This window comes from Rhizobium sp. B230/85 (genome assembly GCF_019355735.1).
Classification (GTDB): domain Bacteria; phylum Pseudomonadota; class Alphaproteobacteria; order Rhizobiales; family Rhizobiaceae; genus Rhizobium; species Rhizobium rhododendri.
The window spans coordinates 3620163-3646234 of the sequence record NZ_CP072156.1 but is presented as its reverse complement, the minus strand read 5'-3'; the positions used below and the strand labels follow the sequence as shown (position 1 = coordinate 3646234).

General features: G+C 60.4%; 25 protein-coding genes and 1 other RNA gene. 6 read left to right on the top strand and 20 right to left on the bottom strand.

The genetic code is table 11. The features are described from left to right. The first annotated feature begins 120 nt into the window (after positions 1-120). Positions 121-756, top strand: a complete 636-nt coding sequence (locus J5289_RS17565; protein WP_142831520.1) for a trimeric intracellular cation channel family protein — start codon at positions 121-123, stop codon at positions 754-756. Between the two features lie 16 nt (positions 757-772). On the opposite strand, the gene irrA is transcribed toward J5289_RS17565, so the two are convergent. After that, a complete protein-coding gene (gene irrA / locus J5289_RS17560) occupies positions 773-1192 on the bottom strand; it encodes an iron response transcriptional regulator IrrA (RefSeq protein WP_111220854.1) in 420 nt (139 codons plus the stop codon). A gap of 298 nt (positions 1193-1490) precedes the next feature. Between irrA and fabA the strand changes: the two genes are divergently transcribed. The 3 genes from fabA (at position 1491) to fabI (ending at position 4108) form a co-directional block, all read left to right on the top strand. Further along, positions 1491-2006 (top strand): 3-hydroxyacyl-[acyl-carrier-protein] dehydratase FabA, encoded by a 516-nt coding sequence (gene fabA / locus J5289_RS17555; protein WP_209207651.1) that lies wholly within the window; start codon positions 1491-1493, stop codon positions 2004-2006. 67 nt (positions 2007-2073) lie between these two features. Continuing rightward, positions 2074-3297, top strand: coding sequence for a beta-ketoacyl-ACP synthase I (fabB, locus tag J5289_RS17550; protein WP_142831519.1), 1224 nt, complete (start codon positions 2074-2076; stop codon positions 3295-3297). A gap of 4 nt (positions 3298-3301) precedes the next feature. Beyond that, positions 3302-4108: an enoyl-ACP reductase FabI gene (gene fabI, locus J5289_RS17545; protein WP_142831518.1), complete on the top strand. Its 807-nt coding sequence runs from the start codon at positions 3302-3304 to the stop codon at positions 4106-4108. A 49-nt stretch (positions 4109-4157) separates the two neighbouring features. Here fabI and J5289_RS17540 read toward each other — a convergent pair whose 3' ends face one another. The 5 genes from J5289_RS17540 to rpsO all read right to left on the bottom strand — a co-directional run bounded on the left by J5289_RS17540 (position 4158) and on the right by rpsO (position 9727). After that, complete coding sequence (locus tag J5289_RS17540) at positions 4158-4343, bottom strand: helix-turn-helix transcriptional regulator (RefSeq protein WP_161990996.1); 186 nt, start codon at positions 4341-4343, stop codon at positions 4158-4160. Between the two features lie 257 nt (positions 4344-4600). Next, a complete protein-coding gene (locus J5289_RS17535; RefSeq protein ID WP_209207652.1) occupies positions 4601-5695 on the bottom strand; it encodes an AraC family transcriptional regulator in 1095 nt (364 codons plus the stop codon). Between the two features lie 122 nt (positions 5696-5817). Continuing rightward, positions 5818-6834, bottom strand: a complete 1017-nt coding sequence (locus tag J5289_RS17530) for a class I SAM-dependent methyltransferase (RefSeq protein WP_209182122.1) — start codon at positions 6832-6834, stop codon at positions 5818-5820. Between the two features lie 80 nt (positions 6835-6914). Further along, positions 6915-9050 (bottom strand): polyribonucleotide nucleotidyltransferase, encoded by a 2136-nt coding sequence (gene pnp / locus J5289_RS17525; protein ID WP_209182121.1) that lies wholly within the window; start codon positions 9048-9050, stop codon positions 6915-6917. Positions 9051-9457: 407 nt separating this feature from the next. Next, positions 9458-9727: a 30S ribosomal protein S15 gene (gene rpsO, locus J5289_RS17520; protein ID WP_111220861.1), complete on the bottom strand. Its 270-nt coding sequence runs from the start codon at positions 9725-9727 to the stop codon at positions 9458-9460. 252 nt (positions 9728-9979) lie between these two features. Between rpsO and J5289_RS17515 the strand changes: the two genes are divergently transcribed. Further along, positions 9980-11059, top strand: coding sequence for an IS630 family transposase (locus J5289_RS17515; protein ID WP_111223089.1), 1080 nt, complete (start codon positions 9980-9982; stop codon positions 11057-11059). 34 nt (positions 11060-11093) lie between these two features. Here J5289_RS17515 and J5289_RS17510 read toward each other — a convergent pair whose 3' ends face one another. The 11 genes from J5289_RS17510 to recR form a co-directional block, all read right to left on the bottom strand. After that, on the bottom strand, positions 11094-12266 hold the full coding sequence (locus tag J5289_RS17510; RefSeq protein ID WP_209207653.1) for an AAA family ATPase: 1173 nt from the start codon (positions 12264-12266) through the stop codon (positions 11094-11096). Positions 12267-12397: 131 nt separating this feature from the next. Next, positions 12398-12592, bottom strand: coding sequence for an AAA family ATPase (locus tag J5289_RS29855; RefSeq protein ID WP_209182164.1), 195 nt, complete (start codon positions 12590-12592; stop codon positions 12398-12400). A gap of 137 nt (positions 12593-12729) precedes the next feature. After that, entirely contained in the window at positions 12730-13662 is a 933-nt protein-coding gene (gene truB / locus J5289_RS17500; protein WP_209182165.1) for a tRNA pseudouridine(55) synthase TruB, read from the bottom strand. A 9-nt stretch (positions 13663-13671) separates the two neighbouring features. Continuing rightward, complete coding sequence (rbfA, locus tag J5289_RS17495; protein WP_209182166.1) at positions 13672-14082, bottom strand: 30S ribosome-binding factor RbfA; 411 nt, start codon at positions 14080-14082, stop codon at positions 13672-13674. A gap of 69 nt (positions 14083-14151) precedes the next feature. After that, complete coding sequence (locus J5289_RS17490) at positions 14152-14793, bottom strand: YcxB family protein (protein WP_209182167.1); 642 nt, start codon at positions 14791-14793, stop codon at positions 14152-14154. A gap of 83 nt (positions 14794-14876) precedes the next feature. Continuing rightward, positions 14877-17615 carry a translation initiation factor IF-2 gene (infB, locus tag J5289_RS17485; RefSeq protein WP_209182168.1) on the bottom strand — a complete coding sequence of 913 codons (2739 nt, stop codon included), beginning with the start codon at positions 17613-17615 and terminating at the stop codon, positions 14877-14879. A 100-nt stretch (positions 17616-17715) separates the two neighbouring features. After that, positions 17716-18408, bottom strand: a complete 693-nt coding sequence (locus tag J5289_RS17480; protein ID WP_209182169.1) for an RNA-binding protein — start codon at positions 18406-18408, stop codon at positions 17716-17718. Continuing rightward, positions 18405-20027: a transcription termination factor NusA gene (gene nusA, locus J5289_RS17475; RefSeq protein WP_209182170.1), complete on the bottom strand. Its 1623-nt coding sequence runs from the start codon at positions 20025-20027 to the stop codon at positions 18405-18407. Before nusA ends, J5289_RS17480 begins: the two co-directional genes overlap by 4 nt. A gap of 45 nt (positions 20028-20072) precedes the next feature. Continuing rightward, the gene (rimP, locus tag J5289_RS17470) at positions 20073-20690 is read right to left on the bottom strand and encodes a ribosome maturation factor RimP (RefSeq protein WP_143123263.1); all 618 of its coding nucleotides are present in this window, start codon (positions 20688-20690) and stop codon (positions 20073-20075) included. A 148-nt stretch (positions 20691-20838) separates the two neighbouring features. Continuing rightward, positions 20839-22083, bottom strand: a complete 1245-nt coding sequence (locus J5289_RS17465) for a lytic murein transglycosylase (protein WP_209182171.1) — start codon at positions 22081-22083, stop codon at positions 20839-20841. Between the two features lie 179 nt (positions 22084-22262). Continuing rightward, a complete protein-coding gene (gene recR / locus J5289_RS17460; RefSeq protein WP_209182172.1) occupies positions 22263-22868 on the bottom strand; it encodes a recombination mediator RecR in 606 nt (201 codons plus the stop codon). A 57-nt stretch (positions 22869-22925) separates the two neighbouring features. Here recR and J5289_RS17455 point away from each other — a divergent pair, with 57 nt between their 5' ends. After that, positions 22926-23543: an MOSC domain-containing protein gene (locus J5289_RS17455; RefSeq protein ID WP_209182173.1), complete on the top strand. Its 618-nt coding sequence runs from the start codon at positions 22926-22928 to the stop codon at positions 23541-23543. Positions 23544-23626: 83 nt separating this feature from the next. On the opposite strand, the gene J5289_RS17450 is transcribed toward J5289_RS17455, so the two are convergent. From J5289_RS17450 to ffs, 3 genes are all read right to left on the bottom strand, one after another. Continuing rightward, positions 23627-23950: a YbaB/EbfC family nucleoid-associated protein gene (locus tag J5289_RS17450; protein WP_111220873.1), complete on the bottom strand. Its 324-nt coding sequence runs from the start codon at positions 23948-23950 to the stop codon at positions 23627-23629. Between the two features lie 37 nt (positions 23951-23987). Beyond that, positions 23988-25874, bottom strand: coding sequence for a DNA polymerase III subunit gamma/tau (locus tag J5289_RS17445; protein WP_209182174.1), 1887 nt, complete (start codon positions 25872-25874; stop codon positions 23988-23990). A gap of 46 nt (positions 25875-25920) precedes the next feature. Next, an RNA gene (gene ffs, locus J5289_RS17440) (signal recognition particle sRNA small type) lies at positions 25921-26017 on the bottom strand. Positions 26018-26072: the final 55 nt, after the last annotated feature.

Below are 26072 nucleotides of genomic sequence, written 5' to 3'. Positions count from 1 at the left end.
AACGGGCTCCGACACAGGCGCGTGGCAGTCCGGGCTGCAAGTTAGTCCTTCCTCCTTGCGCGGCCCTGACTGCCGTGATCCACTGCGGCATTTGCAGCAGACCTGTTCGTGGGGCCATTCATGTCGCTACTGTCGTTCCTCGATTATGCAGGCGTTGCCGTGTTTGCCGCGACCGGCGCCCTGTCGGCATCGCGCAAGCAGCTCGACCTGATCGGATTCCTGTTTCTGGCGGCGGTGACGGGGATTGGCGGGGGCACGCTGCGCGACATCGTGCTCGGCAGGCTGCCGGTCTTCTGGGTGCTCAATCCGACCTATATCCTCGTCTGCTGCGTGATCGGTGTCGTCGTGTTCTTCACGGCGCATCTGCTGGAGTCGCGATACAAGCTGCTGATCTGGCTCGATGCCGTCGGGCTGGCGGCCTATTGCGTGATGGGCGCCGCCAAGGGCCTGGCAGCCACGGGTTCGCCGACGGTTGCCATCGTCACCGGCACATTGACGGCCACCTTCGGTGGGATCCTGCGCGATATGATCAGCAACGAGCCATCGGTGCTCCTGCGTCCGGAGATCTATGTGACGGCCGCGCTCATCGGCGCATGCGTCTTTGTTGCCGCCAATTCGACGCCAATGCCGCTGTATGCCGCCTCTGCGCTCGGGGTGATCGCGGCGTTCGGGGTTCGAGGCGGAGCTTTGTGGTTCGGTTGGACTTTTCGCGGCTATCGCCCGAGGCCCGGACGGCATCCGGACGATGTCTTATAGAAGGACTGACTGGCAGCTAGCGCTGGATCGGACGCAGGCGGATGACCACGTCGACATGGGCGATTTCCATGCCTTCCGGGGGCTCCGGAAGATTGTCGATGACAAGATTGCTGATCGGAATGTCGAGAACTTCGTTGTGTCCTTCAACGAAGAAGTGGTGATGGTCCGACACGTTGGTGTCGAAATAGGTGCGGGCGCTCTCGACGGCGAGTACGCGGATAAGGCCCGCCTCGGTAAACTGGTGCAGCGTATTGTAAACGGTAGCCAGGGACACCGGCACCTTTGCGGCGACGGCTTCCTCGTGCAGTTCCTCGACGGTGAGGTGACGGTCGCCCTTGGCGAACAAAAGATCGCCCAGCGCGACTCGCTGACGGGTCGGCCGCAGGCCCGCCATGCGCAGTCTGGTCTCGATCGGCAATTCGGCTGCAAACGCCATCAAACGGACTCCAAAGTCGTCGTGTCGACTATTCTTGAGTGCTTCATATATCTTTTGCTTGCCCGGCTTTCAATAGTTCGAGTGGGGACATTGACGGGCAAAAAGCCGCAATGTCCGGCTTTTAGAGCATTTGCCTCTGGCAGCGGCCTTGGGCTTCCTGTATGCGACCACCACATAAAGGTGAAACGTGCCCGATCAGTGGGCGGGAATGGACAAGCCAATGCTAGAGCTTCAATTCCTGCCGATCTTACACTAACCTCACTCGCCAAAGGCATTCATGCGGGGGAAACGGATTTTTATGACGACGAAACCATCCAGCTTCAACTACGAGGAAATCCTGAGCTGCGGTCGCGGCGAATTGTTCGGCCCATGTAACGCACAATTGCCGTTGCCGCCGATGCTGATGGTTCACCGCATTACCGATATCTCGGAAACTGGTGGCGCCTTCGACAAGGGATACGTGCGCGCGGAATACGACGTGCGTCCCGACGACTGGTATTTCCCGTGCCATTTTGCCGGCAATCCGATCATGCCAGGCTGCCTCGGTCTCGACGGCATGTGGCAGTTGACGGGCTTCTATCTCGGCTGGCTCGGAGAACCGGGCCGTGGCATGGCGCTTTCGACTGGTGAAGTGAAGTTCAAGGGCATGGTTCGTCCGGCGACGAAACTTCTGCAATTCGGCATAGATTTCAAGCGCGTGATGCGCGGCCGCATGGTGCTTGGCATCGCCGATGGCTGGATGAAGGCCGACGGCGAGGAAATCTACCGGGCAACCGACCTCCGGGTCGGGTTGGCCAAGGAAAAGGCAGAGTGATTGGTGTTCACGCGCGCGATCCTCTATCCACTGCATGCAATTCGACACTAACAAAAAGGTCCAACACATGAGACGGGTTGTTGTCACAGGTCTTGGTATTGTCTCTTCCATCGGAAACGATGCCGCCGAAGTCACTGCTGCGCTGCGCGAGACCAAGTCCGGCATCTCGTTCTCGCCGGATTTTGCCGAGCACGGTTTCAGATGCCACGTCTGGGGCAAGCCGTCGCTAGATCCGACCGATCTGGTCGACCGTCGCGCCATGCGCTTCCTGTCGCAGGGCGGTGCGTGGAACCACGTGGCCATGAAGCAGGCAATCGCTGATTCAGGCCTCGAGGATTCGGATATCGGTGGGAACGAGCGCACCGGCATCATCATGGGCTCCGGCGGGCCTTCGACGCGAACGCTGATCGAAGCGGCCGACATCACCATCAAGAACAACAGCCCGAAGCGCATCGGCCCGTTTGCGGTTCCGAAGGCGATGTCATCGACCGCGTCGGCGACCCTTGCCACCTGGTTCAAGATCCACGGCGTCAACTACTCGATCTCGTCCGCCTGCTCGACCTCCGCCCATTGCATCGGCAATGCGATGGAGATGATCCAGTGGGGCAAGCAGGACGTGATGTTTGCTGGCGGCCACGAAGATCTCGACTGGACTATGTCCAACCTGTTCGATGCCATGGGCGCGATGTCGTCAAAGTACAACGACACCCCGTCAACCGCGTCACGCGCCTATGACGTCAGCCGGGACGGCTTCGTCATTGCCGGCGGTGCCGGTGTGCTGGTGCTCGAAGAACTCGAGCATGCCAAGGCGCGGGGCGCCAAGATCTACTGCGAGATCACCGGATATGGTGCCACCTCGGATGGCTACGACATGGTCGCACCGTCGGGCGAGGGTGCCATTCGCTGCATGCGCCAGGCGCTGAAGACAGTGGACGGCGAGGTCGACTACATCAACACTCACGGGACCTCTACGCCGGTGGGCGACAGCAAGGAAATCGGCGCGATCCGCGAAGTGTTCGGCGACAAAATTCCGCCGATCCAATCGACGAAGTCGCAGACCGGCCATTCGCTCGGTGCAGCCGGCGTCCAGGAATCGATCTACTCGATCCTGATGATGCAGGAGCGCTTCATCGGCGAGAGCGCCCACATCACAGAACTCGACCCGGAATTTGACGGCGTTCCGATCGTGCGCAAGCGCATCGACAACGCCCGGATGGATACCGTGCTTTCCAACTCCTTCGGCTTCGGCGGGACCAACGCTACGCTCGTGTTCCAGCGCCACAACGGATAAATCAATGACCGGAATAATGCAGGGTAAGCGCGGCCTCATCATGGGTGTCGCGAACAATCATTCCATCGCCTGGGGCATCGCGAAGGCGCTGGCTGCCCAGGGGGCGGAATTGGCCTTCACCTTCCAGGGTGATGCGCTCGGCAAGCGGGTTAAGCCGCTCGCCGCCGAACTCGGTTCGGACTTCATCCTGCCCTGCGATGTAGAGGATATCGCCTCGGTCGATAGCGTTATCGATGCCCTGAAGAGCCGCTGGGGCAGCGTCGATTTCGTCGTCCATGCCATTGGCTTTTCCGACAAGAACGAACTCAAGGGTCTCTATGCCAACACCACGCGCGATAACTTTTCGCGGACCATGGTAATCTCCTGTTTCTCCTTCACCGAAATCGCCAAGCGGGTTGCCACGCTGATGACCGAAGGCGGCAGCATGCTGACGCTGACCTATAACGGCTCGTCGCGGGTGATCCCGAACTACAATGTCATGGGTGTAGCAAAGGCAGCGCTCGAAGCATCGGTGCGCTATCTGGCGGCCGATTACGGTCCGCGCGGGATCCGCGTCAACGCCATCTCGGCCGGCCCTATCCGCACGCTTGCAGGCGCCGGTATTGCCGACGCCCGTGCCATCCTGTCGTGGAACCAGCACAACGCGCCGCTGCGCAAGACCGTGACGATCGACAATGTCGGCAGTTCGGCGCTGTATCTTCTGTCGGATCTTTCCGCAGGCGTGACGGGCGAAATCCATCACGTCGATTCCGGCTTCAACATCACCTCGATGCCGACGCTGGAAACGCTGACGCGGGCTGAAATCGACTGATACCAAACATCAGACCGGCGCAGTGCTGCGTCGGTCTATACGGCGGGGCCTATCTTGGCTGTTCCGGACCTATGGCTATATGGCCATGCAGCACGGCGATGGTCACTGCGTGCAGCCGGTTGCTTGCTCCCAGTTTCTCCTCGACCGTCTTCATCAGCTGCTCGATTTCTGGTTCGGGCAGCTCCAGCGTCCGGCCGATCTCCTCCAGCCGATGGCCGTCGGCTATCAGTTGCAAGATATCTTTTTCACGAGATGTGAGTTTGGGCGACGGAGGCGTAGATTCCGTCGACGGAAAGATTCTAGGCATGGCGGTCCGCTAAATGAGGGGGCGCAAGATCTGTTACCGGCGCTACGCCCAAGGCGACCGACGCGATAATGACTGGCTGAAAGCGCTGAATACTATGGAGAGGCTCATCTGTCGTTAACGACGGGCGCCAGAAATTTATCTTTCTGCGCAACAGTTCATGGCTGTAGTCGCCTATCGAGACGACGTCATGAAATCTTCCTGATTTGTGTAGGCGCGTCAAGGTCATCTCCCCGGGATTCCTGCAGTCTGCTGCTTTCTTCGGCATTGACGTTGCGCAAAGTCTTGGGCGACGCGCCGAACCAGCGATAGACCGACCGCGTGAAAGCGCTGGGCGCCGAATATCCCAGTCGATAGGAAATGGTGGTAATGGAAAGGCTGCCGTCGCGCAGCAAGGCGAGGCACAGCCGCCGCCGCTCGTCGTCGCGGAGATCGTTGAGCGTCGTTCCGAATTCTGCCAGTCTCCGCTGGAACGTGCGCTCCGACAAGCCGAAGTAGGCTGCGATCAGATCAAGCGAGAGCGTCGCCTCGGCGATCCGTCGCCGGATGTAGCGGCGCACCTGCTCGACAAACTCCTCCTCAGTCACCTCATCCGCCTGCAGGGTCCGGATCTGGATATTCATCAGCTTGAAGAGGGTAGGGTCGCCACGGGGGTTGCGACGGTCGAGAAGGCTGGCCGGCACGTGCAAGCTGTTGACGGGCATGCCAAACGACAGATGGCGGGTCATGTGCTGTCGAAAGAAGGCCGGATGACGCGGCCTCTGCCGTTGCAGCCCAACGCCAACGCGGTCGATGTCCTTGCCGACCAGACAGCCCAGATGGCGCAGATGCAGGCCGACGATCAGATCGACATACTGATCCCGTTTCGACACCAATGGGGAGAAATTCCAGGAAAGGAGCGAGCCGTTGTCTGACTTCTGAAGACTACAGTCGCGAACCTGCGACGCAAATGCCAGATGGTCGACGAGAAAATCCAGGAAATCGCGAACGGTGGGTGCCGTCATCATGCCGTAGCCAAACGGACCGCTGGAGCCGAGCGTAAAGCCGGCGGCACATTTCAGTCCGAAGGCTTCATCATTCGCCATTAATGCGCAGGCTTCCAACAGGCGGCACATGCGGTCTAGGCTGATGCGCGCTGTCAGGCTTTGCAGGTCGTCCGGATCAATATCGAGGGCTCGGCAAATCGGGACGATGTCGAAGCCATAACTCTGCGCGTGAAGAGCTATTGCAGAGCCCACACCGGCGACAGTGGTCAGTTCATCGTTGACCGTTTGCTTAGACATTGAGCTTCTGGCGTTGGATGTTAAATATCAGTCGCCAGAAGATAAGCCCTTCCACGTCGCCCTGTCGAGCTTATTCTTAATTAGTTTATTATGAATGCCGGATTGTCCGGTAGTGGACAAACCTATTTACTTGCCCACAGCACTTTAAACCGAGCATTGCGGCAAGTTTCACCGCTATTCTTGAACAGGCCAGCCAGAACCGGCTCATAGGGCAGGCCACGGTTTGCCACGAGCAACAGCCGGCCACCGCTGCGGATCGCTCCGGCTGCCGTCTTGATGAGTGCCTGGCCCAGCAACGGATCGGCGGCATGCCCTTCGTGAAAAGGCGGGTTCATGATGACGAGATCGTATTTGTCGCGCACGGATTCGCCAGCCAGGTCGTGCCAGAAGAAGCGCGCCGCGATGTTGGGGATATTGGATGCGAGATTGAGCTTGGCTGCCTCCATCGCGGCATGGTCGGCCTCATAGAGGTCGATGCGTCCAAGACGTGGCGAGCGGGTGCCCATTTCGACGGCGAGGTAACCCCATCCGGCACCGAAGTCGGCGACGTCGCCGGTAAAGTCGGCCGGCAGGCGTGAGGCGAGAAGTTCGGAGCCAGCGTCGATGCGCTCGTGGGAGAACATGCCCGGTGCCGTGGTGAAGCGGCCGTCAACGCGGGTTGCGGGCTTCTGAAGCTTGGCCAGCATGGGCGCCGTGTCTTCCGGGCGTCCGAACCAGAAGGCCACGCCGTGATATTTCGGCATATGGTCGATGGTCAGGCCCAGGCCTTCGACGCGCTTGCGCAGCGAGGCAATGCCGTCTTCCTTGCCGCCGGCGACGACGATCAGGCCGCCGAGTTTCACCCTTGCGAGCGCCTCGGCGATGTTGGCCTCGTTCTCGCCCTTGTGCTTGGTGCAGAGAACCAGCGCGCCGTCATAGTCCGTTCCCTCGATCTCAGGCGTCGCCTCGATGCGGCTTGCCTGCAGCTGGCGATAGAGAGGGCGAAAACCCTGCACTGCAGTCAGGCTCGCCTTGAACTCGGGCGGCAGCGCGAAGCCGGCCTCGGCGCCGAGAAACAGGATGCGTTCACCTTCACCGGGTGCAGCCACGGTGGCGGAAGCAAAGGGATGGAACAGGGTCTTCAGGGCGTCGCGGCTCATGGCTTATCTCGTGTCAAAGGCGGATAGAAAAGGGGCGCGGAACTTGTCCCGCGCCCCGGAGATGCAAGCGAAGGCGCAGCTTATTCGGCTGCGGCATCCTTCTTTTCGCCGACGATTTCCTGGCCGGTGGCCTGGTCGACGACCTTCATGGAGAGGCGAACCTTGCCGCGTTCGTCGAAGCCGAGCAGCTTGACCCAGACCTTCTGGCCTTCCTTGACGACGTCAGTCGTCTTGGCAACGCGGTCGCCGGCGAGCTGGGAGATGTGCACTAGACCGTCGCGTGCGCCGAAGAAGTTGACGAAAGCGCCGAAGTCGGCGGTCTTTACGACCGTGCCTTCATAGATCTGGTTGATCTCAGGCTCGGCAACGATCGAGTGGATCCACTTGCGGGCCGCTTCGATTTCCTTGCCGGACGAGGATGCGATCTTGATCGTGCCATCGTCTTCGATGTTGATCTTGGCGCCCGTCTTTTCAACGATTTCGCGAATGACCTTGCCGCCGGAGCCGATGACTTCACGGATCTTATCGACCGGGATGTTCATGATCTCGATGCGCGGAGCGAATTCGCCCAGCTGGCCACGGCCTTCGGAAATGGCGTTGGACATCTCGTTGAGGATGTGAAGACGACCGTCCTTCGCCTGGTTCAGCGCGACGTTCATGATCTCTTCAGTGATGCCTTCGATCTTGATGTCCATCTGAAGGGCGGTGATGCCGCCTTCCGTGCCGGCAACCTTGAAGTCCATGTCGCCGAGATGATCTTCGTCGCCGAGGATGTCGGAGAGAACTGCAAAGCGGTCCTCTTCCTTGATCAGGCCCATGGCGATACCGGCAACCGGGCGGCCGAGCGGAACGCCGGCATCCATCAGCGCGAGCGAGGTGCCGCAGACGGTAGCCATCGAGGACGAGCCGTTGGACTCGGTGATCTCGGAGACGACGCGCAGCGTGTAGGGGAACTGCTCAGGTGTTGGCAGCATCGGACGAATGGCGCGCCATGCGAGCTTGCCATGGCCGATTTCGCGGCGGCCCGGGGAGCCCATGCGGCCGGTTTCGCCAACCGAGTAGGGAGGGAAGTTGTAATGCAGAAGGAAGCGTTCCTTGTACATGCCGGTCAGACTATCGACATACTGCTCGTCTTCACCGGTGCCGAGCGTGGCAACGACGATCGCCTGGGTTTCGCCGCGGGTGAACAGGGCAGAACCGTGGGTGCGCGGCAGCAGACCAACTTCCGAGACGATCGGACGAACGGTCGACAGATCGCGGCCGTCGATGCGGCTCTTGGTGTCGAGGATGTTCCAGCGAACGATCTTCGCCTGCAGGTGCTTGAAGACGGCGCCGATGACTTCGGCGGAATACTTCGGCTCAACGCCCTCAGGGAAGTAGTGAGCCTTGACCTTGGCCTTGACGGCGTCGACGGCTGCGTAGCGGTCGGCCTTCTGGGTGATCTTGTAGCCTTCGCGAAGCTCGGCTTCGAAGTGCTTCAGCATTTCGGCTTCGAGTTCGGAATGATCTTCCGCCTGGAAGTCACGGGCTTCCTTGGCGGCAACTTCAGCGAGCTTGATGATCGCGTCGATGACCGGCTGGAAACCACGGTGGCCGAACATGACGGCGCCGAGCATGATTTCTTCGGAGAGTTCCTTGGCTTCCGATTCAACCATCAGGACGGCGTCCTGCGTGCCGGCAACGACGAGGTCGAGAACCGATTCGTCCATCTCGTCGAGATGCGGGTTGAGGACGTATTCGCCATTGATGTAGCCGACGCGCGCGCCGCCGATCGGGCCCATGAAGGGAACGCCGGAGAGCGTCAGGGCAGCCGAGGTGGCAACCATGGCGAGGATGTCGGGATCGTTTTCAAGGTCGTGCTGGACAACGGTTACGACGACCTGCGTGTCGTTCTTGTAGCCAGCCGGGAAAAGCGGGCGGATCGGGCGGTCGATGAGGCGGGAAACCAGCGTTTCCTTCTCGCTCGGACGGCCTTCGCGCTTGAAATAGCCGCCCGGGATCTTGCCGGCTGCGTAGGTCTTTTCCTGGTAGTTGACGGTCAGCGGGAAGAAATCCTGGCCCGGCTTCGGCGACTTGGCCGAAACGACGGTGGCCAGAACCACGGTCTCGCCGTAGGTGGCGAGAACAGCGCCGTCAGCCTGACGGGCAATCTTGCCGGTTTCGAGTTTCAGCGGGCGTCCTGCCCACTCGATTTCCACTGTGTGTACGTCGAACATATCGTATCCTTGCCTGATGCGGGAAAACGCGCCACCGCCGGTTCGGGCAAGGCGCATCGTCGACCGCATTGTGTGACAGGTCACGGGCAAGACAGCGGGAGGCTTTTTCCGGCGTTTCCGTCTCGCCTTCAGGCGGTGGACGGAGACAATCGTGTCCGGCATTGCGGCTTCAGGTCCTGGACCTCGAAGACGGCCTGGACCAAGGGTCCTGGCGAAAGCGTCCGGCAATCCTGCCCCATGACAGGTCAACGGTTTATGTCTTGGCGAAGCCGGCCCATCCGGTTCGCCGCCCCTTGCCTGTCGCGCGGATCATATCGTGGCGCGGTCAGGCATCGGGATTTGGGCCAGTGCGACCCGGTCATAAAAGTCCGGCGGGCGTCCCGTCAGGAACGCCCGCCGCAAAATTGTTAACGACGGATACCGAGGGCAGCAATCAGCTTGCTGTAGCGGGATACGTCCTTCTTCTTCAGATAGTCGAGCAGCGAACGGCGGCTCGAAACCATCGTCAGCAGACCACGACGGGAATGGTTATCCTTCTTGTGGTCCTTGAAATGGCCGGTCAGATTGTTGATCCGTTCGGTCAGGATAGCAACCTGTACTTCAGGCGAACCTGTGTCGCCTTCGACAGTTGCGTATTCCTTGATCAGCGCAGACTTGCGCTCAGCAGTAATCGACATCGGATGGTCCTTTCGATGAGGAGGAAGAAGTCGCCAAAAGCCGAGATGTCGTCCAGCTTTGGCCGCGAAAGCAAATGGGCATGCCCAGTGCTGGCGCAGCCTATAGACTATTCGGGGTGGGAAGGGAAGAGGGGAGGAAGGATGGACGGTGTGGCAGAGAACGCGTCAAAAAGTGGCTACCTAGTGGTTACCGCCTGACATAAGAGTCCTGTATGGGATTCCATTTGCTGGGTTGGCATGCGAGTCTGGCGCATGCGCACAGGAATATCGTTCACCGTTTCGCCAACAGATCACCAACGCCTGATGGCCTTGACCAGGGATCGCAATGCGCCCCAAAAGCACGTCTGGCGGGCCGAGATCATCCTGCTGAGTGCCGATGGCGTCGGGACTGTCGAGATTATGCGCCAGACCGGCAAATCGAAGACCTGCGTATGGCGCTGGCAAGAGCGCTTCGCCACAGAAGGCGTCGAGGGTCTCCTGCGCGACAAGACGCGGCCGTCGCGTATTGTGCGGCTCGGACCCGATGTCGCCGAGCGTGTGGTGGCCCTGACGCTGGCTGATCCGCCGGGCGAGACGACGCACTGGACGGCCGACATGATGGCGACGGCCGCCGGCATCAGCGCCAGCGCAGTCAGGCGTATCTGGAAAGCGCATGGCCTCGCACCTCATCGGTGGCGGCAGTTCAAATTGTCCAACGACCCGAAATTCGTCGACAAGCTGCGAGACGTTGTCGGCCTCTATGTTGATCCGCCAGCCCACGCCGTCGTGTTGTCGGTCGATGAGAAAAGCCAAATCCAGGCGCTCGACCGCACCCAGCCGGGCCTGCCGATGAAGAAGGGTCGGCTCGGCACCATGACCCACGACTACAAGCGGCACGGCACAACCACGCTGTTTGCCGCCCTCAACGTGCTCGACGGCACCGTCATCGGCCGCAACATGCAGCGTCATCGTCATCAGGAGTTCATCCGCTTCCTCAACGCCATTAACGCCCAGGTGCCGGACGACAAGGCCGTCCACGTCATCCTCGACAACTATGCTGCCCACAAGCATCCCAAGGTGAGAGCCTGGCTCGACCGTCACGAGCGTTTCACCTTCCACTTCACTCCGACTTCAAGCTCATGGCTCAACGCGGTGGAGGGTTTCTTCGCCAGGCTGTCGAAGCGGCGTCTGAAACGCGGCGTTTTCCATTCCGTCGTCGATCTCCAGGCCGCCATCAACCGTTTCCTCGTTGAGCACAACAAAAAGCCAAAGCCCTTCACTTGGACCGCCGATCCCGACAAAATCATCGCCGCCGTTAAACGCGGGCACCAAGCGTTAGATTCCATCCACTAGTAACTCGCTCCTACAATCACATTAAAGGAGTTATTTAAAGCATACGACCGAATAGCCTCATGAAATCAGCCCTATACATTTGCCATGCTGAATTTGCGAACAAGCTACACAGTAGATCCCGTGCCGTCTCATTTGAGCGCTGGGTCCGTTGTGCAATATAGTCTATAAGCTCACTGGATGCTTTCTTTGCAGACGCTCTTAGCTGACTCCCGGCAAGGCTTGGGTCGTAGGTCAAGAGCAATGGTCCGATTCTAAGCTGATTGTCACCGCATTTGAGGCGTAAACTTTGCTCAAATGATTGTGCGTTTTGTGTTATATAGCTCATCATTCCGACTTCAGGCGTAAATGGGAGATAGCTTATGTGTTCCTCGAGAGCTTGAAACTTCGCCAGCTGGTTATGATTATTGTTCTGGCGCCATTGTGCGACCGTTTCTGAAGACACATCTCCGTCTAGGACCGCCTTCTGTATGCAATGATCTGGAAGCACAGATCTATTTCGATCCAGAAAAGCGACAACTTCTTTAAATCCCCCGACAGGCACGACCTTCGCGGTAGGGCGCTCTGTGGGGTTATCGAAGCGGTCATTGGCAAATTGTTCAAAAAAAGCAGTAGTCATATCTCTTGCAAAAAGGTCCTCCACATACATCATAATGTCAGGAAGCGTCTCTTCGTCCGATGCAATATTGCCAATTGCGTAAGTGGGAAAGCAGCCGTAAATGGGTTTTATTTCTCCATCGTCTTGTTTTTCTAGGTATATAATATGTCGTTTTTTTGCGGTCTTTAATAACGTTACAGAATGCGTTGAAAATATAACCGTGAGTGACTTCCTTTGCGCCTGATCTTCTAAAAAGCGCAGTAGGTTAATCTGCGCCCTCGGATGAAGCACCATTTCAAGCTCATCAATAATTATCATGCTATTGTTGCTGACGTCTTTTAGAACTCGTAGAAGCTTAAGTACGCATAGTTCACCTAGGCTGAAATTTTTTTCAGAATGATAGGTGTTTGGAGTTCCAGCTATAGCCAACACAAATGCGTCGTTTCCGGCGCCGCGAGTAAGATTAATAGTGCGAAGCATCGAAAATTTATTGTTCTCAAATATTAGGTTTGCTTCTCTGATGATGAATTGACTAACGGCTCGTACTAATGATGGGTCGAAATCCTCGGGTCTTGGAGTAATTCTGTCCGCCGTTGCTCCAATATAAATCACTGATGCATATCCGAGTCTCTCAAAGAGATGTGAGTTACTCCGAGGCCGCGGAGTCCAACGTTCACCTCTGTATGCGTACGAAACGGTTTCGCCATTTATTTCGTAGGAAATCGTTCCACTTGCGTGGTTGTCTAGCCGATCTGATTGCAATGACGATGGAAAGTGAAGGGGAATGCCGTAGGGTGACCGATACGGCGTAGGCAAGCCAACAAGGACGTTTTGCCGGCCCCGTTGCCGGCAGTAAGAAGCCAAACTCCCCTATCGGGGATGTTGAAACGCAACTTCTTGATGTTTCGAATGTTATTTATTTCAATTATTCCGCTCATCCCTCTATTGAGCGCGATTCGCGGCTGCAGTCGAGTTCTATTTTCCAGCGGCGAACTTTTGGAATTATGTTTTTTTTAGTAAAGATATTTCAACTATCTGACTATCGATCAAGCTCAGAAAATTTCCGCTCCCCCCCTCAGACAAACACCCGCTTCGGCCGAAACTCGCCTTCGCCGATCTCGCCGATGGCAATGAGCTTGCCGCGCGCCGTGGCATAGGCTTCGCTCTCGGCGACCGGTGCATCGCGACCGCGGACGAGGATGGGGTTGCCCATCTTGAGGCGGTGGGCCTGTTCGTCGGTGATGGCGAGATGCGGGAGGGATGACAGGGCTTCTGCGGTGTCGATGACCAGCGCGTCGAGGGCGGCGAGGCGCTCTTCCATATCCTCGATGGCTTCCAGCGCCACCAACTCTGCAAGAGGCACCATCGTCTCTTCGCCAAATGGCGCGACGAACGTGCGGCGCAGGCCGGAGACGTGGCCGTAGCAGCCGAGGTCGCGGCCGAAGTCGCGGGCGAGCGCCCGGACGTAGGTGCCCTTGCCGCATTCGACTTCGAAATGCGCCGTGGAGGCATCGGGGCAGGCGAGCAGCGTCAGGCGGAAGATCTCGACTTCGCGGGACGGGATATCGACGGTCTCGCCTTCGCGGGCGAGATCGTAGGCCCGTTCGCCGGCGATCTTGATAGCCGAGAACTGCGGCGGGATCTGGTTGATGACGCCGGTGTAGTTCGGCAGCAGGGCGCGGATGTCTTCCTCGGTCGGACGCTTGTCCGAACTCTGCGTGACTTCGCCCTCGAGGTCGTCGGTGGCGCGCTCTTCACCCCATGTGACGGTGAATTCATAGATCTTGCGGCCGTCCATGACGTAGGGAACCGTCTTGGTCGCATCGCCGAGCGCGATCGGCAGCATGCCCGAGGCCAACGGATCCAGGGTACCGGCGTGGCCGGCCTTCTGGGCGTTAAACAGCCATTTGATCTTCGAGACAGCCTCGGTGGAGCCGAAATCGATCGGCTTGTCGAGGATCAGCCAGCCGGAAACCGGGCGGCCCTTTGGTTTTCTGGGTCTGGACATCGGTCTCTACTATGCTTGGGTGTCGTCGGTATCGGGGCCGAGATCGCGCTGCACTTCCGGCGACTTCAGGAGATCGTCGATCTTCTTGTAGTTATCGAAGCTCGTGTCGTCCTTGAAGCGGATTTCCGGCATGTATTTCAGCTGGCGAAGCAGCGGGCCGACGCGGCCGCGTATATATTTGGCGTGCTTGTTGAGCAGATCGATGATCGTATCGTGGTCGGCGACGCCGAGCGGCGACACGTAGGCGGTGGCAACCTTCAGGTCCGGCGACATGCGGACTTCCGAGATGGCAAGCACAGTCTTTTCGAGGACCGGCTCGCGGACTTCGCCGCGCTGCAGCACCTGCGTTATGGCGCCTCGGACCTGTTCGCCAACGCGAAGCATGCGCTGCGAGGGCGCGGAGGTAGTGGGTCTGGTCATGGTGTTTCCATCAGCGGCGTCCAAAGGGACGCGATAAAGCGGCTCACATGCCCTGATATGCTGAAAAGGTCAAGGCTTTGCTGGGGCGGGCGGCTGCCAGAGGTTGCGAATTCGAGCCAGAACCGCGTCCTGTTCCTGCCGGTTATGGAAGGCATGGGCCGGGATGTAGTGGACCGTCGCCTCGCTGTCGAACTCGATACGGCCATGCCGTTCCTCGATGGCGGAAATCATTGTCCAGGCCAAGGTCGTCGTGGCGCCGGGCCGTTCCCAGGAGATACCCTCCGGCGAGACGCTGACCATCACGGTGGCATCCGGGAGGATGCGGCTCGCCCTTGCGCTCCGCTGAAGGTAGGCCTCGCGCCGGAGCGAAAGCATCATCAGCACGCAGACGGCAAGGCAGGGGACCGAGCAGATGAGCATCAGGTTGAACACATCGATCAGCGGCGTCGGCCCAAATGAGGGAAGCAGGATGAGGCTGCGGTAGATGTTGAGAAAAAGGCTGAGCGCTGCGCCACCGAGGACGCCGACCATAAGGTACCAGCCGTTGATGCTGGCGCGCGGGGTCAGTGGATGGCCGAACCGCCCGATGGCCTCGCTGATGACATGGGCTTCCTCACCGGGCTGGCGGATGTAGGACAGGCTGAAACGGTCGTCCTGCGACAGCGGTGATGTAAGCATATGAGAAGCCTTGAGGATAACGTCGCGCAGCATTCGACTGTTCGTCGGCCGAATTCAACAAAAAACCGCCGGTTTGCACCGGCGGTTTGGATATCTTGGCAATAATGCGCGAACGATCAGAGCGTACGCGTGATGTGTTCGACGCGGAAGCATTCGATGACGTCGCCGGCACGCATGTCTTCGTAGTTCTCGAAGGCCATGCCGCACTCCTGGCCCATCGGCACGTCGGAAACTTCGTCCTTGAAGCGCTTGAGTGTCTTGAGCTTGCCTTCGTGGACAACGACGTTGTCGCGGATAAGGCGGACGCCTGCTCCACGCTCGACCTTGCCTTCGGTAACGCGGCAACCGGCCACTTTGCCTGTCTTCGTGATGTTGAAGACTTCGAGGATCTCGGCGTTGCCGATGAAGGTTTCGCGGCGTTCTGGCGAAAGGAGGCCAGACATTGCCTGCTTCACGTCGTCGACGAGATCGTAGATGATGCTGTAATAGCGGATCTCGATGCCTTCTCGTTCGGCGAACGCGCGTGCCTGTGCGTTGGCGCGGACGTTGAAGCCGATAATCGCGGCACCCGAGGCTTCGGCCAGCGAGACATCCGATTCGGTGATGGCACCGGCGCCCGAATGGACGATGCGAGCACGCACTTCGTCGGTGCCGAGCTTGTCGAGCGCGCCGTTGATGGCTTCGATCGAGCCCTGCACGTCGCCCTTGATGACTAGCGGGAATTCCTTGAGAACGTTGTTCTGAAGCAACGTCATCATCTGTTCCAGCGAGCCGCGCTGACCGGACTGACGGGCAGCGGCCTTGTCGCGGGTGAGGCGCTGGCGATATTCGGAAATCTCGCGGGCCCGGCTTTCGCTGTCGACGATCGCGAAGCGATCACCGGCAGACGGCGTACCGGAGAGGCCGAGAACCTCGACCGGCGTGGCGGGCCCGGCTTCCTTGACCTGCTCGCCCTTGTCGTTGACCAGCGCGCGAACGCGGCCCCACTGATCGCCGGCAACGATGATCTGGCCGGGACGCAGCGTGCCCTTCTGGACGAGAACAGTCGCAACCGGACCACGACCGCGGTCGAGCTGGGCTTCAATGACCGTACCTTCGGCAGGACGCGACGGGTTGGACTTGAGGTCGAGAATTTCCGACTGCAGCAGCACGGCTTCGAGCAACTTGTCGAGGTTCAGGCCGGTCTTGGCCGAGACTTCGACGTCCAGCACTTCACCGCCCATGGTTTCCACGAACACATCATGCTGCAGCAGCTGGTTACGGACCTTCTGCGGATCGGCTTCGTGCTTGTCAACCTTGTTGATCGCGACGATGATCGGCACGCCGGCAGCCTTGGCATGGGCGATGGATTCGATCGTCTGCGGCATGACGCTGTCGTCGGCCGCGACCACCAGGATGGCGATGTCGGTAGCCTGCGCACCACGGGCACGCATGGCGGTGAACGCGGCGTGGCCCGGGGTGTCGATGAAGGTGATCTTCTGGCCGTTCTGCTCGACCTGGTAGGCACCGATATGCTGGGTGATACCGCCAGCTTCGCCGGACACAACGCTGGTTTTGCGGATAGCATCGAGCAGCGAGGTCTTGCCGTGGTCGACGTGGCCCATGATGGTGACAACCGGAGGACGCGAGACTAGCTCTTCGTCTTCCTGGGAGCCATTGAACAGGCCCAGTTCGACGTCCGATTCCGATACGCGCTTGACCGTGTGGCCGAATTCGACCGCGATCAGTTCAGCAAGATCGGCGTCGATAACGTCGCCCGGCTTCATCATCTGGCCTTCCTTCATCAGGAACTTGATCACGTCGACGGCGCGCTCGGACATGCGCTGTGCGAGTTCCTGGATGGTGATGGTTTCCGGCAGGATCACTTCGCGCAGGACCTTTTCACGGGTCTCCTGCATCTGGCCACGACGGAATTTCTCCTGGCGGCGACGCATGGCCGACAGCGAACGACCGCGACCCGTGCCGTCGTCATCGACATTGGCTGTCGTGACAGTCAGCTTGCCACGGCGGCGCTCTTCTTCGGTCTTCGGACGAGCCGGTGTCTTCGGCGGCTCGACGCGAACGACCTTGCCGCGAATGACGGCAGTGCGCGGCGGTCCGCGGTTCTCTTCTTCTTCGCCAAGAGGCTTGCGGCGGCCGGCAACATCGCCGACGGCGGGGCGTGCGGCCGGAGCGCCGGCATCTGCACGGCGAACGAGCGGAGCTGCAACCGGCTGAGGCTTTGCAGCCTCGATACGGGCTGCTTCCTCGGCCGCTGCTTCTGCGGCGGCTTCGGCAGCTGCGATTTCGGGACCGCGTGCAGCGAGATCGGCAGCGCGACGAACGGCTTCAGCCTCTTCCTCGATGCGGCGCTTTTCGTCTTCGATCTTGCGGCGGGCGTCTTCCTCGGCGCGGCGTATGGCATCTGCAGCGTCACGGGCCTGCGCATCGGCAAGCGCGCGGCGGCGGGCATCCATCTCGTCTGGCGAAAGGTGGTTGAGCACGACCGGACGCGACGGGCGATCCTGCTGCGGACGCGCCTGGTAGGTCGGCGCTGCCGGCTGGGCACGCGGAGCAATGCCGCTCGGCTGGTTGACGCGGGTCTGGATCTGCGGCTGGGCCGGACGGGCCGCAGGCTGCGGTGCAGCCTCGACGCGTGCAGCAGCGGCAGGCGCTGGGGCCGTGACCGGCGTGATCACCTGCTTGTCGTCTTCCGGGCGTAGAGGGCGGCGCTTGCGAGTCTCGACCACGACCGCTTTGGTGCGACCCCGACCCATATCCTGACGCACGGTGCCCTGGTTCACGCCTGAAGGTTTCAGTGTGAGGGTCTTCTTACCCGATGCGCTCAGCGTCTTTTCGTCGTTGTTGTCAGTCATTCCGGTCCTGTTCCTTCAAACAGGGCGGATGACTACCATCAGACCCTGTCTTTAATTCGATGTACCTTAACGATGCGTCCGGCGTTCACCGATGTCCGCGTCATTGTTTTAGCTGGCCAGCGGCGCCCGTTGCCCGGGACTGACCGCCGTTGCGGTACCGTTCGAGCAGGTTTGCGCGTTTCACTACACCTTCACCCGCCTGCCCTGCAAGCGCGCAGGCGTGGATAAAAGCGTTCTGGCCCATCAGTTCGTCCATTTCCGCCGTCGTGAACGGACGGGAAGATGGTATTTCCTGCTCGGTTTCCATTCCGAGATGCCAGGCCTTGCGGGCCTGGTCGATTTTCCGGACGCCGTCATCGGCTGCGTCCGCGGCGTGGTAGACGGCAATTGCGCCGCCTGATCTGATTGCCCCGTCGACCTTCGACGAGCCGTTGATAAACTGGCTGGCCTTGCGGGCCATATGCATCATGCCGGCAAGCTGCATCTTCAGCAGCCGCTCGACTGTTTCGCCGAGATCCTCGGATGCCTTCACATCCGCCTTCAGGGCGCGGGCAAAGAGCTTCTTTGCCACCGCCTTGTCGACTGTTGCCCGGTCGAGCTTGACCCAGCATCCGCGTCCCGGCAATTGCCGTTTCAGATCCGGTACCACCGTGCCGTCTGGCGCGGCGACGAACCGGATCAGGTCGTCCAAATCACCGCTCTCGCGGGTGACGATGCACATGCGACCGTTTTTTTCCTCGGTCGGTACATCGTCGTCGTCAAGCGCAACATCCTGTTGGAGTGCCGCGGTCATGCTCCCTGCTCGGCATCGCGCTCAGCCTCAGGTTCGGCTTCCGCCACCTCTGCAAGCTGCACAGTTGCTTCGTCTTCGGTGATCCAGCCGACGGCCAGACGTGCCTGGATGACCATCTGTTCGGCCTCGACGCGCGAAACCTCCAGCTTGGAGAACAGGCCCTCGAACTTCTTGGTCTCGCCGTTCTTGCGTTCGGTCCAACCGATCAGGTCGTCGGAGGCGCAGCCCGCAAAGTCTTCCAGCGTCTTGATGCCGTCTTCGCCGAGCGCCACCATCATCTGGGCGGTCATGCCGTTGATCTGCAGCAATTCGTCGGCAACGCCGAGCGCCTTACGCTTCTCGTCCATCTCGGCTTCGTTACGCTCGATGAATTCGCGTGCACGCTGCTGGATTTCCTGGGCGGTTTCCTCGTCGAAACCGTCGATCGAGGCAATTTCCTCGAGATCGACGAATGCGAGTTCCTCGACCTGGGCAAAGCCTTCGGAGGCAAGGACCTGGCCGACCATCTCGTCGACGTCGAGCGCATCCATGAACAGGGTGGTGCGTTCGTTGAATTCCTTCTGGCGGCGTTCCGATTCCTCGGCTTCCGTCATGATGTCGATGTCCCAGCCGGTCAGCTGCGAAGCGAGGCGGACGTTCTGGCCGCGACGGCCGATGGCCAGCGACAGCTGTTCGTCCGGCACGACGACTTCGATGCGCTCTGCATCTTCGTCGAGCACGACCTTGGTGACTTCTGCAGGCTGTAGGGCGTTGACGACGAAAGTCGCCGGCTCCTGGCTCCACGGAATGATGTCGATCTTCTCGCCCTGCAGTTCGGCGACAACAGCCTGGACGCGCGAACCGCGCATACCGACGCAGGCGCCGACAGGATCGATCGACGAATCGTTCGAGATGACGGCGATCTTGGCGCGCGAGCCCGGGTCGCGGGCAACCGACTTCACCTGGATGATGCCGTCGTAGATTTCAGGCACTTCCATGGTGAAGAGCTTCACCATGAACTGCGGATGGGTACGCGACAGGAAGATCTGCGGACCGCGCTGTTCGCGGCGGACGTCGTAGACAAAGGCGCGGACGCGGTCGCCGTAGCGGAAGTTTTCGCGCGGAATCATCTCGTCGCGACGGATGATGCCTTCGCCACGACCGAGGTCGACGATGACGTTGCCGTATTCGACGCGCTTGACGGTGCCGTTGATGATTTCGCCGACGCGTTCCTTGAACTCGTCGTACTGACGATCACGCTCGGCTTCGCGGACCTTCTGGACGATGACCTGCTTGGCAGACTGGGCGGCGATGCGGCCGAAATCCATCGGTGGCAGCGGATCGGCGATGAAGTCGCCAAGGGCAGCGTCAGGGTTGCGGTCGCGGGCCAGTTCCAACGGGATCTGGATCGCATAGTCTTCGGCTACTTCGACCACTTCGAGCAGACGCTGCAGACGGATTTCACCGGTCTTCGGGTTGATGTCCGCGCGGATGTTCGATTCCGAACCGTAACGGGAGCGCGCAGCCTTCTGGATCGCGTCTGCCATTGCGGCAAGAACGATCTCGCGATCGATGACCTTTTCGCGCGCCACGGCGTCTGCGATCTGCAGAAGTTCCAGGCGGTTCGCACTGACTGCCATTTTAATTTCTCCGTCTTCCTGCCCGGGTTCCCGTCCCGTGGGCGGTTAGTCTATCGGTGAAGTATCTTCGTCTTCTTCTTGTTCGTTCTGGTTCGCTGCCTTGGCCAGCTTGTCGGCCTTCAGCGCGTCACGAATGAGATCGTCAGTCAGAATAAGCTTCGCTTCGGCTAGCGTCGTGAACGGAATAACGACCTTCGGATCTTCGCCGTAGGCCGGCTGGTCACGTTCGATGGTAAATCCATCGGCATCCACGGCGATGATCTTGCCGCGGAAGCGCTTGCGGTTATCCACAAGGATCGAGGTCTCGCACTTGACGAGGTTGCCCTGCCAGCGACTGAAATCCGACTTGCGCACCATCGGGCGATCGATGCCCGGCGACGACACTTCTAGATGATACGCCTTATCGATCGGATCATCCACATCCAAAGCCGGTGAAACGGCTTGCGATACCGCCTCGCAATCCTGGACGGTCATGGTGCCGTCAGGACGCTCGGCCATGATCTGCAGCGTCGCGCCGTTCTGGTTCATCAGCCGGACGCGCACGAGGCGGTAGCCGAGGTCAACAATCACCGGTTCGATGATGGCTGCAACGCGCTGGTCCAGACCGGTTTCGACGATCAGGCGGGGTTCGTTGGGGTCTTCGGCGTGTGTCAGGTCCGACAAGCATGCGCTCCTGGAAAATTTGGCATTCCATGCTCGAGCTAATAAAAAAGAGCGGGTCCTCGCGGCCCACCCTTCATCAGACGATCAAGAATTTGAATGCGATATAGCCAGGTTTTTACCAAATTGCAAGGTCTGCAATCGCCAGCGGCTATTTAAGCACACCCATCATTCTTGCCTCCGGGTAACAGCTCGGCCGCTCGCCGTTCTTTGCCTGCCACTGGCCGATCGAGCGCCGTGTCTTATAGCCCGGCAAGCCGTCCGTCCCGCCGACATCGTAGCCCTTGTGCTGCAGCGCCTTCTGCATTGCGGCGACATCCGAGCGCAGCATCTTGCCGACATCGCCCCATGGTCCCTTGAAGGCGCCGGCATTGTCTGCGATGCGGTCGGCGAGATTGCCGATATAGAGCGCATAGAGATCAGAGTTGTTATACTCTTTTATGACATAGAAATTGGGCGTGACGATAAAGGCCGGGCCGTCGCGGCCGGCCGGCACCAGCATCATGCCGGATGCTTTCAATTCACTGGCCGGAAAGCTGCTGCCATTAACGCGCGTGATGCCGTCCGCCGCCCATTTTCCAATCGGCTTGGCGAGATCCGGGCCTTCCTGGGCGCAGGAAACAGCGGCCGGTATCGTCGCCTCGTAACCCCAGCCACGGCCGCGCTGCCAGCCCTTCTGGACCAGGTAGTTGGCAATCGATGCCAGAGTGTCCGGCACCGACGTCCAGATGTTGCGATGACCGTCGCCGTCGAAATCGACTGCATATTTCAGATAGCTCGACGGCATGAACTGCGGCTGTCCGAGCGCACCGGCGTAGGAGCCCTTGAACTGGTCTGGGCCGATGTCGCCATGCTCGAGAATGCCGAGGGCAGTGATCAGCTCGGTGCGGAACATCTCCTTGCGGGTCGACATGAAGGCGTCGGTCGCAAGGATGGCAATCGCCGAGTTCTTCATGGTGGCGGCGCCGAAGCCGGTCTCGCGGCCCCAGATGGCAAGCACGATCGAGCCGGGCACGCCATAGGTTTTCTCGATCCGCTTCAGCGTCGAAGAATACTGCGAGGCGAAGCCGCGACCGGTGACGGCCAATCGTTGCAGCCGGTCATTGTTGAAATAGGGTGCCGGTGACGAGAATTCTGCCTGGCTCTGCGGCCGCTGCTTCACCGGCGGGAAGCCGGGCGGCGCAAGATCGGGCAGGTTCCAGTTCAACTGGACACCGGCAAAGGCGGCGTTCAGCGTCTTTTCCGAGACGCCGGCCTTGCGCGCTTCCGGATAGATCTCGGTTTTGACCCAGGCCTGGAACTGCGCTTCGACGTCGGCCTTCGAGGGCGCTGCCAAGGCGGGTAGCGGGAGGAGTGTGAGGAGGACGAGAATGATGAGGGACCCGATTTCCCTCATTCCTGTGCTCGTCACAGGAATCCAGTCGCCCAAGTCCTTGGGCGACAAACACTTTCCATGACGCAGAGTTTTCTCATGGCGCAGACGCGCCATGGCTGGATTCCTGTGACGAGCACAGGAATGAGGGAGGGTGGAGGGGGGCGATGTCATATCCATCATCCGCATCGTCGATCTCTCGTTCATATCAGCGTCCTCGCCCTCAATGCCGCCGTCAGGGTGCCTTCGTCGAGATAATCCAGCTCGCCGCCGACGGGCACACCATGGGCCAATCGGGTGATCCTGACGTCGAGGCCTGCGAGCTGGTCGGTGATGTAGTGCGCTGTCGTCTGGCCCTCGACGGTAGCGTTGACGGCGATGATGATCTCGCGGATGCCGCCTTCGGCGACGCGCGCGACAAGGCCACGGATGTTGAGGTCGTCCGGTCCGACGCCGTCGAGCGGCGACAGCGTGCCGCCGAGCACGTGGTATGCGGTGTTCATCGCTGCTGCTCGCTCCAGCGCCCAGAGGTCGGCGACATCCTCGACGACGATGATGACGGCCTGGTCCCGGCGGTCGTCTGTGCACACCGTGCAGGGGTCGACGGTGTCGACGTTGCCGCAGTGCGAGCAGATCTTGACCTTGTCGTGGGCCTCGCCCATGGCCACCGCGAGGGGGCCGAGCAACTGGTCTTTTTTCTTGATCAGATGCAGCGCCGCCCGGCGCGCCGAACGCGGCCCGAGGCCGGGCACCTTGGCCAGCAACTGGATCAGTTTTTCAATTTCGGGACCGGTGACTCGTTTTGCCATGGGGCGTTCTTAGACCATATGCTAGAGAAACGGAATCGCGTCAGGAGACAGCATCCCATGAAAATTCTCGCCGTCTGCACCGGCAATGCCGAAAAACTACCCGGCAAGAGCTACAAGACTGGCATCAACAAGCATCCGGTTTCCGGCGCGGTCATGATCGATGAAAACGGCCTGATCGGCGACGCCGTCTGCAATCGAAAGCACCATGGAGGTCCCTGCCAGGCGGTATACGTCGAGGGCTCGCTGACGCTCGACTGGTGGGCACGCGAACTTGGACAGCCGGTTCCGCCCGGCCTGTTCGGCGAGAACGTCGTCATCGACGGGCTCGACAATACCAGTGTTGCCGTCGGCGACCGTTTCGTGGCGGGCGATCTCGTGCTCGAGGTGACATCGCCGCGCATCCCCTGCGCCACCTTCGCGGCCAAGATGGGCGACCCGAAGTTCGTCAAGCGCTACATGAATGCCGGTCTGCCCGGCATCTACTGCCGCGTGCTGAAGCCGGCGTCGCTGTCTTCAGGTACCGGTGTCGAATACCGGCCGTTCGAAGGCGAGCGGGTGACGATGCCGGAGATGATGAAGACATTCGGCCGCAAGCTGTCGCCCAAGGACCGGGAGCGCTATCTGTCGACGCCGCTGCACAAGCAGTTTCGCGAGAAGATCGAAGCGCAGGCCTGACGGCTCGCCGCCGAAACGCACGACAGCCGAACATGGCGCGACCGTCCTTCCGGTGATATTCAGGCTGCGGTTGCTTCCCGGTCTCAGAAAGGCATCTTGAAGCCGGGAGGGATCGGCAGGCCGGCGGTCAGTTCCCTGGTCTTTTCGGCGACGATGGCCTCGGCCTTGCCCTTGGCATCGGTGTGGGCTGCGACGACGAGATCCTCCAGGATTTCGACATCGTCTTCCTTGAACAGAGACGGGTCGATCTTCAGCGAGATCATCTCGCCCTTGCCGTTCAGGGTGACGGTGACGAGACCGCCGCCCGACTTGCCTTCCGCATGGATGTCAGACATTTCTGCCTGCATCTTTTCCATCTTGGACTGCATTTCCTTGACCTTGCCCATCATTCCCATGATGTCGCGCATCGCCTTCGTTCCTTCTCTGCTGTCTTTTGGTGTTCGATCAGAATTCTATGTCGTCGCCCGGCAGGATATCGCCTTCGTCGGATTCGGCAACGGCTGGGGCGGCGAGCGGTTCATCGCCTGCATCGTCATCCGGATCGGCGCGGACGCGCACGTCGATGATTTTGGCGCCAGGAAACTGCGAAAGGATCGCGGCGACGTCCGGGTCCTGGCTGGCATCGACCATGCGCTGTGCCTGCGCCTTGGTCTCGGCCTCGGTCTCGCTCGGTGCCCCGCCATCGCGGCTGAGGCTGACGACCCAGTGGATGCCGGTCCATTCCTTGAGCTTCAGGGCGAGTTCATTGAGCAGAGTGCCGGGCGCGCCGGGCGCCAGGCTGACATCGAGATGGCCGGGCTCCAGCTTCACCGGCCGCAGGAACGTGCGCACCATGGCCTTCAGCCGGGGATCGCGCTTGACGCCGCAGAGGTCGGCGATATCGCCGATCGACCGGATGGCGACGCTCGGCTTCGGAGCCTCGACGGGCTTTGCCTCGGTGCGCCCTGCAGCGATGGGCTGCGGCGCGGCATCGGGGACGGCGCGCAGCATCGTGGCTGCTCCGCTGTTTGCGCGCGGGGCCGCCTCGGGGGCGTTTCTGGATGTGGCTGGCTGGTAGGCAACGGAAGCGCCAGCGCCGTTGCCGTTACCGTTTCCCGATGGGGTGGGACGCGAACTGCCGCCACCGCCGCTGTCGCTGCCGATTTCGGCCAGGCGCCTTGCGGCATCCTCCGGCGAGGGCAGGTGGGCGGCATGGGCGAGGCGGATCAGCACCATTTCGGCGGCACCCGCCGTGCGCGAGGAGTTTTCTGTCTCCGGAATGCCCTTCAGCAACATTTGCCAGATGCGCGACAGGGTGGTGACTGCAAGCGTTCGGGAAAATTCGAGGCCGCTGATGCGTTCGATCTCGCTCAGCGAGGGGTCGTTGGCCGAGTCGGGCACATATTTCAGGCGCGTCACCAAATGGGTGAAATCGGCAAGATCGGTGAGCACGACGACGGGATTGGCGCCGGCCTCGTACTGGCCATTGAATTCGGCAAGGGCAGCGGCAACGTCGCCTTTGACGATATGCTGGAACAGGTCGACGATACGGGCGCGGTCGGCAAGGCCGAGCATCGAGCGCACGGTATCGGCCTGCACCGAGCCACCGCCATGGGCGATTGCCTGGTCGAGCAGCGACAGGCCGTCGCGGGCGGAGCCTTCGGCGGCGCGGGCGATCATCGCCAGGGCCTCAGCCTCGGCTCGGATGCCTTCCTTGGCGGCTATGGTGGAGAACAGGCCGACGAGATCGGAGGCGCTGATGCGGCGCAGGTCGAAGCGCTGGCAGCGCGACAGCACCGTGATCGGCACCTTGCGGATTTCCGTCGTCGCGAAGATGAATTTGACGTGCTCGGGCGGCTCTTCCAGCGTCTTCAACAGGCCGTTGAAGGCGGCAGTCGACAGCATGTGCACTTCGTCGATGATGTAGACTTTATAGCGTGCCGACACCGGGCGATAGCGAACTTGCTCGATGATTTCCCGGATGTCGTCGATGCCGGTGTGCGATGCGGCGTCCATCTCGATGACATCGACGTGGCGGCCGTCCATGATTGCCTGGCAGTTCTCGCCAAGCATGCGCAGGTCGATGGTGGGCGTGTCGATTTCGGCGGTCTTGTAGTTCAGGGCACGCGCCAGGATGCGGGCGGTCGTCGTCTTTCCGACGCCGCGCACGCCGGTCAGCATGTAGGCCTGGGCGATACGGCCGGTCTCGAAGGCGTTCGTCAGGGTGCGGACCATCGGCTCCTGGCCGACCATCAGGTCCGAAAAATCCTTGGGGCGATATTTGCGGGCCAGTACCCTGTAGCCGGTGCCGGTCGACGCGGCTGAATTTGCTGGTCGCTCGATTTCGCTCATCGCCCTGCTTATCGCCGGGCAAGCCGGACATCGCTATGAGAAAAGGGTGGGAGGCTGGCACGATGACCCGTGCCTGGCTCGTTGGGGCTGCTTCCTTCCGGACCTGACCCGGTTGGCGAGTGGCTCGTCCACCACCAACCTCCCGGAGCGACATATCGGCAATCTCGCCATCAAATGCAAGCACGCCCACAAAAAAAC